Annotated in this window: 10 protein-coding genes, 1 other RNA gene and 1 pseudogene; 5 read left to right on the top strand and 7 right to left on the bottom strand. The window is 71.5% G+C overall.

Annotated features, from left to right (window positions below):
- The first annotated feature begins 43 nt into the window (after positions 1–43).
- Positions 44–1,870: an asparagine synthase (glutamine-hydrolyzing) gene (gene asnB, locus SNOUR_RS27650; RefSeq protein WP_067352189.1), complete on the top strand. Its 1,827-nt coding sequence runs from the start codon at positions 44–46 to the stop codon at positions 1,868–1,870.
- A 57-nt stretch (positions 1,871–1,927) separates the two neighbouring features.
- On the opposite strand, the pseudogene SNOUR_RS27645 reads toward asnB, so the two are convergent.
- The 3 genes and pseudogenes from SNOUR_RS27645 to rnpB form a co-directional block, all read right to left on the bottom strand.
- Positions 1,928–3,099: pseudogene (locus SNOUR_RS27645) on the bottom strand (amino acid permease); the annotation flags it as partial.
- 70 nt (positions 3,100–3,169) lie between these two features.
- Entirely contained in the window at positions 3,170–3,808 is a 639-nt protein-coding gene (locus tag SNOUR_RS27640; protein ID WP_067352186.1) for a hypothetical protein, read from the bottom strand.
- Positions 3,809–4,950: 1,142 nt separating this feature from the next.
- Positions 4,951–5,352, bottom strand: an RNA gene (rnpB, locus tag SNOUR_RS27635) — RNase P RNA component class A.
- Between the two features lie 77 nt (positions 5,353–5,429).
- Here rnpB and SNOUR_RS27630 point away from each other — a divergent pair.
- Together SNOUR_RS27630 and SNOUR_RS27625 are read left to right on the top strand one after the other, a co-directional pair.
- Positions 5,430–6,236 (top strand): MerR family transcriptional regulator, encoded by an 807-nt coding sequence (locus tag SNOUR_RS27630; protein WP_067352184.1) that lies wholly within the window; start codon positions 5,430–5,432, stop codon positions 6,234–6,236.
- Positions 6,233–6,913, top strand: a complete 681-nt coding sequence (locus SNOUR_RS27625) for a hypothetical protein (RefSeq protein WP_067352182.1) — start codon at positions 6,233–6,235, stop codon at positions 6,911–6,913. The genes SNOUR_RS27630 and SNOUR_RS27625 overlap by 4 nt, the downstream gene beginning before the upstream one ends.
- On the opposite strand, the gene SNOUR_RS27620 is transcribed toward SNOUR_RS27625, so the two are convergent.
- Positions 6,900–8,423 carry an RNB domain-containing ribonuclease gene (locus SNOUR_RS27620; protein WP_067352179.1) on the bottom strand — a complete coding sequence of 508 codons (1,524 nt, stop codon included), beginning with the start codon at positions 8,421–8,423 and terminating at the stop codon, positions 6,900–6,902. The two genes, SNOUR_RS27625 and SNOUR_RS27620, sit on opposite strands and share 14 nt — an antisense overlap.
- A 149-nt stretch (positions 8,424–8,572) precedes the next feature.
- Between SNOUR_RS27620 and yaaA the strand changes: the two genes are divergently transcribed.
- Positions 8,573–9,370, top strand: coding sequence for a peroxide stress protein YaaA (yaaA, locus tag SNOUR_RS27615; protein ID WP_067352176.1), 798 nt, complete (start codon positions 8,573–8,575; stop codon positions 9,368–9,370).
- A 72-nt stretch (positions 9,371–9,442) separates the two neighbouring features.
- A complete protein-coding gene (gene eda, locus SNOUR_RS27610) occupies positions 9,443–10,102 on the top strand; it encodes a bifunctional 4-hydroxy-2-oxoglutarate aldolase/2-dehydro-3-deoxy-phosphogluconate aldolase (protein ID WP_067352173.1) in 660 nt (219 codons plus the stop codon).
- Between the two features lie 111 nt (positions 10,103–10,213).
- Here eda and SNOUR_RS27605 read toward each other — a convergent pair whose 3' ends face one another.
- From SNOUR_RS27605 to SNOUR_RS27595, 3 genes are read right to left on the bottom strand one after another with little or no spacing between them, the layout of a single operon-like run.
- Positions 10,214–11,413 carry a bifunctional RNase H/acid phosphatase gene (locus SNOUR_RS27605; RefSeq protein WP_067352170.1) on the bottom strand — a complete coding sequence of 400 codons (1,200 nt, stop codon included), beginning with the start codon at positions 11,411–11,413 and terminating at the stop codon, positions 10,214–10,216.
- A gap of 3 nt (positions 11,414–11,416) precedes the next feature.
- Entirely contained in the window at positions 11,417–12,160 is a 744-nt protein-coding gene (locus tag SNOUR_RS27600) for a zinc ribbon domain-containing protein (RefSeq protein WP_079142923.1), read from the bottom strand.
- Positions 12,157–13,044, bottom strand: coding sequence for a Nif3-like dinuclear metal center hexameric protein (locus tag SNOUR_RS27595; RefSeq protein WP_067352165.1), 888 nt, complete (start codon positions 13,042–13,044; stop codon positions 12,157–12,159). The genes SNOUR_RS27600 and SNOUR_RS27595 overlap by 4 nt, the downstream gene beginning before the upstream one ends.
- Positions 13,045–13,150 lie beyond the last annotated feature (106 nt).

The following is a 13,150-nucleotide window of genomic DNA, read 5'->3' as shown; positions in this document are numbered from 1 at the left end:
CGCCGACTGGCCTGACGCAAATCGAGGAGAGAGCGAGGATTTCATGTGCGGCATAACGGGCTGGGTGGATTTCGAGCGGGATATGAGCAGCGCGCAGGGCGTGCTGCGGGACATGGCCGACACGATGGCCTGTCGGGGACCGGACGCGCAGGGGTACTGGACAGACACCCATATCGGCTTGGGCCACCGGCGCCTTGCGGTGATTGATCTGGAAGGCGGGGTCCAGCCGATGACCGTCGAACACGACGGCCGCACGCTGGTGGCCGTCACCTACAGCGGCGAGGTGTACAACTACCGCGAGTTACGCGCGGAGCTGCGCCAGCTCGGGCACCGTTTCCGTACCGAAAGCGATACCGAGGTCGTCCTGCACGCCTATCTGCAATGGGGGGCGGCCATGGCGGACAAGCTGAAAGGAATGTTCGCGTTCGGTATCTGGGACGCCCGCACCGAGGAGCTGGTACTCGTGCGCGACCGGCTCGGCATCAAACCGCTGTACTACTACCCCACAAGGCGCGGGCTGCTGTTCGGCTCGGAGGCCAAAACTATACTCGCGCATCCTGAGGTGCGCCCGGTCGTGGACCAAGACGGGCTGCGCGAACTGCTGGCAGGCGTCAAAACCCCGGAACACGCGATTTTCCATGGCATGTATGAACTCCGCCCCGGTCACCTGCTCCGCCTCGGCCGCGCGGGATTGCGTATCCAGCGTTATTGGGCACTAGAGGCGCGCGAACACACCGATGATGTGGACACCACCGTGCGGACGGTGCGCGAGCTGCTCGAAGACGTCATCGAACGTCAGCTCATCGCCGATGTCCCGCTGTGCACCCTGCTTTCCGGTGGGCTGGATTCCAGCGCGGTGACCGCCCTGGCCGCCCGTTCGCTCGCCGAACGCGGGGCAGGCCCGGTTCGTTCGTTCTCTGTCGACTTCGCCGGGAACGAGCGGGATTTCACCGCGAACGTGGTACACAATTCCCCGGATGCCCCATTCGCCACCGAGATGGCCGGCCATGTGGCCGCTGACCACACCAATCTGGTGCTCAACCTCGAAGAACTCACCGACCCACGCATCCGGGCCATAGTGCCGAAGGCATACGATTCGCCCGCCGCGATGCTCGGTGACGGATACGCCTCGCTGTACTTGTTGTTCCGGGCGATTCGCGAGCGGTCAACGGTGGCCCTGTCCGGAGAGGCAGCCGACGAACTGTTCGGGGGCTATGTATGGTTCCACGTTTCGGAGCTGCGCAACGCGAACACCTTCCCCTGGGTGGCCGCCGGATACGACCTGATGCCCATGCTCTCAGGGTTGTTGGACCCGGGATTGGTCGCCGGGCTGGATATCGAAGGCTACCGTGCCCAGCGGTATTCCGAAGCACTGGCCGAGGTACCGGTACTGCCCGGTGAAGATGCCATGGAGCGACGCATTCGAGAGGTGAGCTATCTCAGTATCACCCGCTTCGTGCCGTTTTTACTCGACCGGAAAGATCGGATGAGCATGGCGGTCGGACTCGAAGTACGCGTACCGTTCTGTGACCACCGGCTCGTCGAATACGCCTTCAATGTGCCATGGTCGATGAAGTTCTTCGACGGAAGAGAAAAGAGTCTGTTGCGGGCAGCGACCCGCGATCTACTCCCGAACAGCATCGTGGAACGGAAGAAGAGCGCGTATCCGATAAGCCACGATCCGCGCTACGATTCCGCACTGCGCGCCGAATTCGATCGGCTGGCCGCCGACCCCAGCGTCCCGGTGTATTCCTTTATCGATCACGATGGTTCCGGTCGACAGAATACGGACGGCTGGCCGTCGCGCACCGGGCTTGAATTCATGGTGCAGCTCAACAGCTGGCTGGAGACCCACGAACTGAAACTCTGACGCCAGCCGGCCGCCTCGTAGAGCCCCTCGGACGTCGCTGCCGCCGTGGTCAGCGAGTGTGCTGTTGAACAGGTAGGGCAGGCCGAGGACGAAGGCGCCGCCGGCGGCGAGCCAGACCGCGTTGGTCGGGGTCCGAGTCCCCGGGTGCAGCTTGTGCCACACCTTGGAGAAGGGCAGGGCATCGTCGCGGGAGAAGGCGTAGATCATCCGGGAGTTGGCCGTCACCGATGCCATGCCGCAGAACAGCTGGGCGCCGATGACGATAAGCAACATCATGTTGCCTGCGCTCTTGCCCAAAGCGTCCATGAAGATCTGCGCCGGCGGCACCCCCGTCTTCGACTCCAGCGCGCCGGTGTAGGACTGGATGGCGAAGGTCAGGCCGAACAGCAGGACAAAACCGGCCGCCCAGGAGACAAGAATGGAGCGGACGATGCCCTTCGGTCCCTACACAGAGGCGTTCTTCGTCTCCTCCGTCATGTGGGCGGAGGCGTCGTACCCGGTGACGGTGTACCGGGCCATCAACAAGCCGATCAAGCCGACGTAGACGGCAGAGCCCCAGCCAGTGTTGTTGACGAGTTGACGAACTCGGTGAACACGAACTTCGGGGACTGGTGGTGGTCGGGGACGAGCAGGAGCACGCCGACGATCACTACCACGCCGATCAGGTGCCACCAGACACTGACAGTGTTGAAGAAACCCACGACGCGCACACGGAAGGTGTTCACGACGGCGTGCAGCACCAGGATGACGCCGAAGAGCGTGATGGTGTGCCCGGGGGTGGCGGCGTAGCCGAACTGAAGATTCAGGTAGGCGTTGAGGAATGAGGCGGCGCCGAATTCGATGCCTGCGGTGACGGCGACCTGGCCGAGGGTGTTGAACCAGCCGGTGAACCATGCCCAGGCAGCCGCCGACCTGTGGGGAGCGAGCTTGTGGGCCCAGAAATACAAGCCGGCGCTCGTCGGGTAGCTGGAGCAGACTTCCGCCATGGCCAGCCCGACGAAGAGGGTCATCAGCCCAACGATGGCCCAGCCCCACATGATCAGGGCAGGGCCGCCGGTGTTCATGCCGAAGCCGTACATGGTCAGGCAGCCGGAGAGGATGCTGATGAAGGTGAACGAGACGGCGAAGTTCTGACGCCCGGACATCGAACGGTCCAGGGTCTGGGTGATGCCGAGTTCGGCGAGACGCTCTTCTTCCGAAGGCGTAACGCTCAGTATATCCAGGGGCATTCGGGTGATTCCTTCATCTTCGTCGGCACTAACTGATGGGACGGCTGCGGCTCAGTTGCGGCGGTGCGGACTACGGCGCGGAGGCTTTGACAGCCCAGGCGCGGTGGCGGTTGAACAGCATTGAGGCGTCTCCCCAGTAGCTCCATGGCACGTCGGTGGCGTACGGGCCGATGGCGTCGAAGACTTCACCGGCTTCGCGATGCCGGTTCGCGAACGACAGTGCGTGGGCGAGGTAGTTAGCGTCTTCGTGGAATGCGGCGTGAGGACGGTTCGGGTCTCGGTAGGACCACCAGTTGTCCCACGCCTGCCAGGTCGACGGATTGTCCGTCCAGGGGTGAACGGTCAGTCCGTACTGGTGCCCCTCCACTTCCATCCGCTGCCGGTGCGACTCGGCGAGGGCGACCAGGGGCAGGACATGCGCCGGCAGGCCGCGCGGGGCGTGAGTGCACCGTTCCTGCACCCAGTGGAACATCTCCCCTCCGGTGCCGTGCCAGGAGGGGAACAGGTAGGTGAGGAGTTCATGGTGCGCCTCCCGGTTCCACGGGTCGCGCTCGATCACCTGCTGCCACAGCTGTCGCACCGTCGCGCGCCGCTCGGGGTCCTGGGGAGGCCAGTGAAAGCGGGTCAATGCGAGCATCACCACGTACGGCGAGGGGTCGCTCGGCATCCTGTCGGCGGCTGCGTCACAGGCGTCCCATGCCAGTTCCATCGCCTCACTGCGGCCCCGCCCTCGACCGCAGAGCAAGCACATGGGCCAGAAGGGCAAGAGCATGCGGCGACTGCGGTTCGGCTTGCGCCCACGTTTCAGCAAACGTCAGCCGCGCTCCGACACGGGCGAGGACCTGAAGGCGGAAGATGCGCCGGTCCCAGTCTGCGCCCGTTGCAGCCAGCAGTCCCCGGGCACCTTCCCAGCGGCCCATCGCCGCGTCCTCGACCACCACCCGCAACTGAGCGTCATCGCGGGCCGGATGCCGGTCCAGAGCCGGTCTACGACTCACGACGCCCTCGCTCGGCGGTGGCCGTACCCACAGCCAGGCTCAGGGGCACAGTTGGTATCGGCTTCATCAAGAGTCCTCGCGTCACGTCCGGAAGTGGAAGACCGTCAGGACCCAGGGGTAAAGGGAGGGGATCCAGAACCTCGCCAGCGCCCCGACGGTCGGTCTAGAAGTCGATCTCTTTGATCAGCTGGACCGCGCCCTGCACACCGTCCCTGATGCTCGGCGCTGCGGAACTCCCCGCCAGGAAGAAGCCGAACAGGACACACACGAGGGCGTGGCCCATGTTCAAGCTGCCCTGGCCGCAGCTGCAGCCCCATGCAAGCAGACACCACGGACACCGATCTGGCCGAGGAGCAGACAGCGCAGCCACAGTGAAATCTCCACTTGCCGACCCCCGGACAACGGTGGAGTCAGGCGCCCGGCCACGTCGGCCGGAGCCCACCATTCGCTGCCGGGCAGCGGCTCCAGTCAGCGCTTCAGGTACGTCGTGCCGCCGGCCAGCGTCCTGACAGGCGAGCACCTCCTCCTCGCGGTTTCGGTGTTCCGGTGCACGCCGGTTCGTCAACCGGTGTTCGTCTGATTCCCACGGCGTGTGACGTGCGACGTGACCGGCAGCCGTCCGGTTATCGAGCCTCTCGGCGAACAGTGCCTTCCCCCGTGGCGCCATACGTCGAATCGCCTGTTCAGAGGGCTCGCCAGGCAGCCCATCCCGGGGACTTTTCGGGGACTTTCCGGTCTGTCAGGGGGACTTTCCGGGGACTTTCCGCTACCTAAACGGGCAAGGGCCCGAAAGACCGGAAAGGGCCTCCGACGCAGGTCAGAGGCCCTTTCCGGGACTAAATCCCAGGTGGGGCGGACGAGACCGGCCTATACGCCGGGTTCTGTCTCCGGGCGACCTTGCGGTCGGCCGGGAGGCGGCCATCCATCTAGGGCTGTCGTTGCCGGCAGCCTCGTGCGGTCTACCCGCGGACTCGGGCGGGCAGCCCTCGTACGTCCGCGCAGGGCCATCAGCCGACGGCCCCTCTTGACCTTGCTCCGGGTGGGGTTTACCTAGCTGCCCAGGTCACCCTGGGCACTGGTGGTCTCTTACACCACCGTTTCACCCTTACCCAGCGCCTGAGCGCCGGGCGGTTTGCTTTCTGTGGCACTGTCCCGCGGGTCACCCCGGGTGGGCGTTACCCACCACCCTGCCTTGTGGAGCCCGGACGTTCCTCGGGAGGATCGATGATCCCCACGCGGCCGCCCGGCCGGCTCGTCCGCCGTGCCGACCATGCTACCTGGCGGATTCCGGCGGCTTGACCTTGCCGTTGCGACAACGTTTCTACTGGGCTCATGCGTATCGGGGAACTCGCCGGGCTTGCCGGCGTCAGCACGCGGACCGTGCGGCACTACCACCACCTGGGGCTGCTTCCGGAGCCGCAGCGGAAGGCCAATGGGTACCGGGAGTACGGGCTGCGGGACGCGGTGGCGCTGGCGCGGGTGCGGCGGCTGACGGAGCTGGGGCTCGGGCTGGAGGAGGTCCGGGACGTGCTGGCCGACGACGCCGGCCGGGAGCTGCCGGAGGTGCTGGCGGAGCTGGACGAGGACCTGGCGCGGCAGGAGGAGGCGATCCGGGCCCGGCGGGCGCGGTTGGCGGAGGTGCTGCGGCGCGGCGAGGAGCCGGGTGGGCTCCCGGAGGAGGGCCCGGTGTCGGAGCAACTGGCCGAGGTGTTCGCGAAGATGGCGCGGACGTCGGCGACGCTGCCGGGGCCGGAGCCGGCGATGGCGGTGCGGGAGCGGGAGGTGCTGGCCCTGCTGGACGCGTCGGGCGACGGCCGGGCGCGGGGGGCGATGGCGGCGGCGCTGCGGGAGATGTTCGTGACGCCGGGCTCGATGGAGCAGGCGTATGCCGCGTACGGGCTGCTGGACGAGCTGGCGGGGGCGGCGGTGGACGATCCGCGGGTGGTGGAGGCCGCGCGGGCGCTGGTGGAGTGCGTGCCCGACCGAGTGGTGACGGCGATCGCCGCCGGGGCCGGGCCGGTGGCGGACGCGGGGCGGGCGACCGGGGTCTGGGCGGAGCTGCTGGTGACGGAGCTGGCGCCGGCGCAGGCGGAGGCGATGCGGGTGGCGATGCGGATGATCGGGGAGGGAACGCGATGAGCGCGCGGAACGATGCGCGGTTCGGGGAGCGGGTGGGGCGGCTGCTGCGGCACGAGGGGCGGTGGCTGACGAGTCTGGTGCGCTGGGTGGCGCGGCGCCGGGTGGAGGTGCCGGAGGGGGCGCGGGCCCTGCCGTACGCGGGGGCGCAGGCGGCGCTGATGTACGGGCTGACGTTCGTGTTCGTGGTGGAGACGGTCGGGGTGAGCATGCTGTTGCGGGACCGTCCGGGCCTGCACGCGGTGGCGCTGGTGGCCGACGTCTACACCGTGCTGCTGGTGCTGGGGAGCCAGGCCGCGGCGGTGACCCGGCCGCATGTGCTGGGCGCGGAGGACCTGCTGGTGCGGAACGGTGCCCGGATGGAGCTGCGGATTCCGCTGGCGTCGATCGCGTCGGTCCGGTACGACCTGCGGTCCCGGCAGGACGCGGGGAGCGGCGCGGGCGGCGAACAGGGGGACGGCGGGCCGCTGGAGTTGGCGATCGCCGGGCAGACCTCGGTGACGGTGGAGCTGGCCGAGCCGGTGGTCGTGGTGCGGCTGTCGGGGCGGCGGGAGACGGTGCGCACGGTCCGGTTCCATGCGGATGACGCGCGGGGCGCGGTGGGTGCGGTGCGGGGCGCGGTGGATGCCATGCGGGCGGCGCGGGCGGCGATGGCCCCGGAGCCGGTCACACCGGGGTGAAGAGGACCGGTTCCCGGCCCGGTTCGGCGCCGGCCAGGCGGACCCTGATGCGCCGGCCGAGGGGCAGCTCGGCGCCGCCGGGGGCGGCCTGGACGGGGCCGATGACGGCCGGTTCGCAGAGGTGGACGGTGCCCTGGGTCGGGTCGTCCGCGTGCCGGTCGACGACCAGGGCCTCGAAGGTCTCGCCGACCCGGTCGTGCAGCAGGGCCGCCTCGACGAGGTCGACGCAGGCCCGCTCGACCCGGTTGGCGTGCTGGGCACCGGTCTCCATCTCGTGCGGGAGGGCGGAGAGGGCGGCGCGGACCCAGCCGGGCGGGGCGTGGCCGGCCGCGGCGGCCAGGCAGAGCTCGGAGGTGTAGCGGTCCACGAGCCGGCGCAGCGGGGCGGTGGCGTGCGCGTACGGGGCGGCGACCGCGGCGTGCACGACGCCGGCGGCCGGCGGGGCGCCGCCGTCGAAGACCGTGTAGCCGGCGCCGCGGAGCAGGGTGGTGCACTCCTGGAGGAACGCGGCGTCGCCGGCGCGGCGCGGGTCGAGGGTGCGGATCAGTGCCGCGTACGAGGTGTGGTGGGGCCATTCGACGCCGAGGGCCTGTGCGGTCAGGCGGAGCCGGGCGACCGAGCCGGTCGGGGGGTCGGGGTCCTCGCCGCTCGAAGGGGGTTGCGGGCCGGGGGGCGGGAGGGTGCGCAGGATGCCGGTGCCGGCGGCGAGCATCAGCTCGGCCGCGGCCATGCCGGTGAGCAGGGAGATCTGGGCGTTCCAGGCGGCGGCCGGGAGCGGGGCGCGGTAGGCGAGGGTGTAGCTGCCGTCGCGTTCGACGATCTCCTGCTCGGGGAGGTTGAGCGAGATCGCGCCGCGGGCCGCCGCCAGCTCCTCGCGGAGCAGCCCGATCTCGCGGAGCAGGGCGAGCGGCTCCTCGGCGGTGCCGTCGTCGAGGGCGCGCTGGACGCCCGGGTAGTCGAGGCGGGCGCGGGAGCGGACCAGGGCGCGGCGGACGGTGCTGCCGGTCAGCGCGCCGGCGGCGTCGAGGTCGAACTGCCACAGGACGGCCGGGCGGTCCTGGTCGGGCAGCAGGCTGGCGGCGCCCTCGCTGAGCACGGTGGGGTGCAGCGGGACCCGCTCGTCGGGGAAGTAGAGGGTGGCCACCCGGTGGTGCGCCTCGGCGTCCAGGGCGCCGCCCGGGGTGACGAACGAGGCGACGTCGGCGATGGCGTAGTGGACGCGGATGCCGCCGCCCCGCCGCCGGGACAGGAACATCGCCTGGTCCAGGTCCTGGGAACCGGGCGGGTCAAGGGTGAAGAGGGGCAGGTCGGTGGCGTCGTCCAGGGTGTGCTCGGTGACCACCTCGCCGTCGCCGGCCGGGATGCGCGGGGCGCGGGCGGCGCTCTCCGCCTCGGCCTGGGCGGTGGGCGGGAAGTGGTCGGGGATCTCCAGCCGCACGCGCAGCTCGTGCAGGGCGGCCCGGAGGGGGGCCTCCGCTGCGTCGGTCACATGCATATGGCGACGGGGCATGGAATCGAGCGTATGACCGCCGGGCGCTCCCGGCGCGGCGTACGGGTGCCGGGCGGGGGCCGCGGCGGGTCGGTGGGGCTTCCCGGGCACGCCCTAAGCTTTCGGCGGGGCCGCACCCCCTGCCCGTATTGCCGTGAAGGAGAAACACCGTGCTCGTGCTGTTGCCGCCGTCGGAGGGGAAGGCCGCCGGAGGGACCGGGAAGCCACTGGACCTGGAGGGGCTGTCGCTGCCGGGGCTGACCGCGGCGCGGACGGAGGTGCTGGCCGAGCTGGTCGAGCTGTGCGCGGCCGACGCGGCCAAGGCGCAGGAGGTTCTGGGGCTGAGCGAGGGCCTGAAGGGCGAGGTCGCCAAGAACGCGGGGCTGCGCACGGCGGGCACCCGGCCGGCCGGGGAGATCTACACCGGAGTGCTCTACGACGCCCTGGGGCTGGCCTCGCTGGACGCCGCGGCGCGGAAGCGGGCCGAGCGGTCGCTGCTGGTGTTCTCGGGGCTGTGGGGCGCCGTGCGGATCGGCGACCGGATCCCGTCGTACCGCTGCTCGATGGGGGTGAAGCTGCCGGGGCTGGGCGCGCTGGGCGCGTTCTGGCGGGGGCCGATGGCGGAGGTGCTGCCGGAGGCCGCCGGGGAGGGCCTGGTGCTGGACCTGCGGTCGGCGGCGTACGCCACGGCGTGGAAGCCCAAGGGCGAGCCGGCCGGGCGGACCGCGACGGTGCGGGTGCTCCAGTCGAAGATCGTGAACGGGGTCGAGAAGCGGTCGGTGGTCAGCCACTTCAACAAGGCGACCAAGGGCCGGCTGGTGCGGGACCTGCTGATGGCGGGGTCCGCGCCGGCGGATCCGGCGGAGCTGGTGGAGGCGCTGCGCGTGCTGGGGTACGTGGTGGAGGCGCAGGCCCCGGCGAAGGGCGGCAGGCCGTGGGCGCTGGATGTGATCGTCACGGAGCTGTGAGGGATCGGCGAACCGACCCCCGCATTGCAACATGCGCAACGGCCGTTGCGGAGGATGAGGGCCGGGCGCAGGATGGGCGGCGTGACTGACGCCGCCCCCTCCCCCGTGCCCTCGTCCCCCTCGGTCCTCGACCTCGCCCCGGTCATCCCGGTCGTGGTCCTCCAGGACGCCGCGGACGCCGTTCCGCTCGCCCGGGCACTGGTCGCCGGCGGGCTGCCGGCGATCGAGGTGACCCTGCGCACGCCCGCCGCGCTGGAAGCGATCTCGGCCATCGCCGACGAGGTACCGGAGGCGGCGGTCGGCGCCGGGACCCTGCTGGACCCGCAGCAGGTCGCGGCGGCCCGGGCGGCCGGGGCGCGGTTCCTGGTGAGCCCCGGCTGGTCGCCTCGGCTGCTCGGCGCGCTGCGGGACTCCGGACTGCCGTTCCTGCCGGGCGTCTCGACGGCCTCGGAGGTGGTGACCCTGCTGGACGAGGGGGTCACCGAGCTGAAGTTCTTCCCCGCGGAGGCGGCGGGCGGCACCGCCTATCTGAGGTCGCTGGCCGCGCCGCTGCCGCAGGCCCGCTTCTGCCCGACCGGCGGGATCGGCCCGGCCTCGGCCCCCTCGTACCTGGCGCTGCCCAACGTCGGCTGCGTCGGCGGCACTTGGATGCTGCCGGCGGACGCGCTGGCCGCCAAGGACTGGGCGCGGGTCGAGGGGCTGGCCCGGGAGGCGGCGGCGCTGGGCGGCTAACGCGGCGCCGCCCGCCGTACGACCGGCACCGCCCGCGAACGCGTCCGGCCCGGCACACGATCGCCGTGTGCCAGGCCGGAGGCGTTCGACGCGAGCGCGCCGGGGCGCCGTCTACCGCAGGTGCGAGGTGTCGTTCAGCAGCCGCAGCGAGGCGTTGCCGTCGGCGTAGTACGCGACCGCGGTCAGGGACGCCGCGGAGAGCTCCATGCGGAACAGCGACTCCGGCGGGGCGCCCAGCGCCAGACGGACCAGCGTCTTGATCGGGGTGACGTGGGTGACCAGCAGGACGGTCTTGCCGGCGTAGCGGGAGAGCAGCTTGTCGCGGGCGACCGCGACCCGGCGGGCGACCGTCGCGAAGGACTCGCCGCCGCCGGTGGGCGCCGCCTTGGTCGAACCGAGCCAGGCGTCCAGGTCGTCGGGGTAGCGTTCGCGGACCTCGGCGAAGGTCAGCCCCTCCCAGGCACCGAAGTCGGTCTCCCGGAGCCCGTCCTCGACGCGGACGTCGAGGCCGAGCCGGGCGGCGACCGCCCCGGCCGTCTCCTGGCAGCGGCGCAGCGGCGAGCTGACCACGGCCTGGATGGTGCCGCGGGCGGCGAGCGCGGCGGCGGTCGCCTCGGCCTGCCGGCGGCCGGCGTCGGAGAGTTCGGGGTCGGTCCCGCCGCTGCCGGAGAAGCGCTTCTGCGGCGTCAGGGCGGTCTCACCGTGCCGGAGCAGGACGAAGGTCGCGGGGACGCCGAGATCCGGCGAGCCCCAGCCGACCGGCGGGGTGGCCCCACCGGTCGCCGTCTCCGCGGCCTCGGCGGCGGCGTCGGCCGCACGGGCCGCGGCGCTGCGGGCGGGGGCCGCGTCGACCGGGCCGGCGAGCGCCGCCCGGGAGTCGCGCGGCTCCCACTGCTTGCCGCGCTTGCCCGCGTCCATCGCCTCGTTGGCGAGCCGGTCGGCGTGCTTGTTCCGGGAGCGCGGGATCCACTCGTAGGTGACCTGGGCGGACGGGAAGATCGACGCGGCCTCGGCGGCCAGCGGCTTCATGTCCGGGTGCTTGATCTTCCAGCGGCCGGACATCTGCTCGACGACGAGCTTGGAGTCCATCCGGACGTGGACGGCGGCCTCCGGGTCCAGGGCCTTGGCGGCGCGCAGCCCCGCCAACAGGCCCTTGTACTCGGCGACGTTGTTGGTCGCCGTCCCGATGAACTCGGCGGCCTCGGCCAGCGCCTCACCGCTCGCCGGGTCGAGGACCACCGCGCCGTAGCCGGCCGGCCCCGGGTTGCCCCGGGAACCGCCGTCCGCCTCGACGATCAGCTCGCGCGCCACGGCCTACAGCCCCGAGTCGGGCGTGCGGACCAGGATGCGGCTGCAGTTCTCGCACCGGACGACGGTGTCGGCGGCGGCCGCCCGGACGTCGTTCAGCTCGGTGATGTCCAGCTCCAACCGGCAGCCCTCGCAACGGCGCTGGTAGAGGCGGGCGGCGCCGATGCCGCCCTGCTTGGTGCGGATGCGGTCGTAGAGCGTGACCAGCGCCTCGGGGATGTCGGCGACGGTCAGCTCGCGCTCCTTGTTGACCGTGGCGACCTCGGCGTCGATCTCGGCGTGGGCGGCGTCCCGGCGGGCGGTGGCGTCGTCGACCTTGGCCTGGATGGCCTCGACCCGGGAGGTCAGCTCGCGGACCCGCTCCTGGGCGCCCTCACGGCGCTCCATGACCTCCAGGACGACGTCCTCCAGGTCGCCCTGGCGCTTGGCCAGCGAGGTCAGTTCGCGCTGGAGGCTCTCCAGGTCCTTGGGGGAGGTCACGGCGCCGGAGTCGAGGCGCTTCTGGTCGCGGGCGGCGCGCTGGCGGACCTGGTCGACGTCCTGCTCCGCCTTGGTCTGCTCGCGGCTGGTGTCGCTCTCCTCGGTCTGCGCGGCGACGAGCAGATCGCGCTGCTGGGTGAGGTCGGCCTCCAGGGTCTGCAGCTCGGCCAGCTCGGGGAGGTTCTTGCGCCGGTGCGCGAGCTGGGTGAGCCGGACGTCGAGGTTCTGGACGTCCAGGAGACGGATCTGGTCGGCGGGCGCGGCGTTCAGCGGGGGGCTCCTGTGGTGTGCGAATGGTCAAGGGGGCTGGTGAGCGGGGCGGACGCCGCGTGGGCGGTCCAGGGGTCGGTGACCGTGCGGGAGACGTGCGTGCGCAGTCCCCAGCCGTGCCGGTCGGAGACCGCGTCGAGTTGGGCCGCGGCCTGCTCGCACCACGGCCATTCGGTGGCCCAGTGGGCCGCGTCCAGCAGCGCCAGCGGGCTGTTCCGCCCGGTGGTCTGCGTGGCCTCGGAGGCCGGGTGGTGCCGCAGGTCGGCGGTGAGGAACGCGTCCACGCCGGCCGCCCGTACGTCGTCGAAGAGGCTGTCGCCGGAGCCGCCGGAGACCGCCAGGGTGCGGATCTCGCGGTCCGGGTCGCCGGCCGCCCGGATGCCCTGCGCGGTGGCGGGCAGGCGGGCGGCGGCGTACGCGGTCAGCTCGGCGAGCGTCATCGGGTGCGGGAGTTCGCAGATCCGGCCCAGGCCGCGACGGCCGGCCGGGTCGCTCGCGTCCGGCACCAGGGGGCGCAGGATCCGCAGGTCCAGGGCGCCGGCCAGGGCGTCGGAGACGCCGGGGTCGGCGGTGTCGGCGTTGGTGTGCGCGACGTGCAGGGCGATGTCGTGCTTGATGAGCGTGTGCACGACCTTGCCCTTGAAGGTGGACGCCGCGACCGTCGTCGTCCCGCGCAGGTAGAGCGGGTGATGGGTGACGAGGAGGTCCGCGCCGAGCCGCACGGCCTCGTCGACGACCTCCTGGACCGGGTCGACGGCGAACAGCACCCGGCCGACCTCGGCGTCGAGGTCGCCGCAGACGGTGCCGACGGCGTCCCATCCCTCGGCCCGCTCGGGGGGCCAGAGGACGTCGAGCGCGGCGAGGACTTCAGACAGTGCGGGCACGGGGGGAAGGTTACCTCTCCCCCGCGCCCGCGCGCCGGGCCGCGGTCCGCGCGGGGACCGCCGGCACCTCCGGGCGAAGGATTCCGGCCGCCGATCCGGGCGCCGT

Source organism: Streptomyces noursei ATCC 11455 (assembly GCF_001704275.1).
Taxonomy (GTDB): Bacteria; Actinomycetota; Actinomycetes; order Streptomycetales; family Streptomycetaceae; genus Streptomyces; species Streptomyces noursei.
This window is presented reverse-complemented; position numbering and strand designations above follow the sequence as displayed.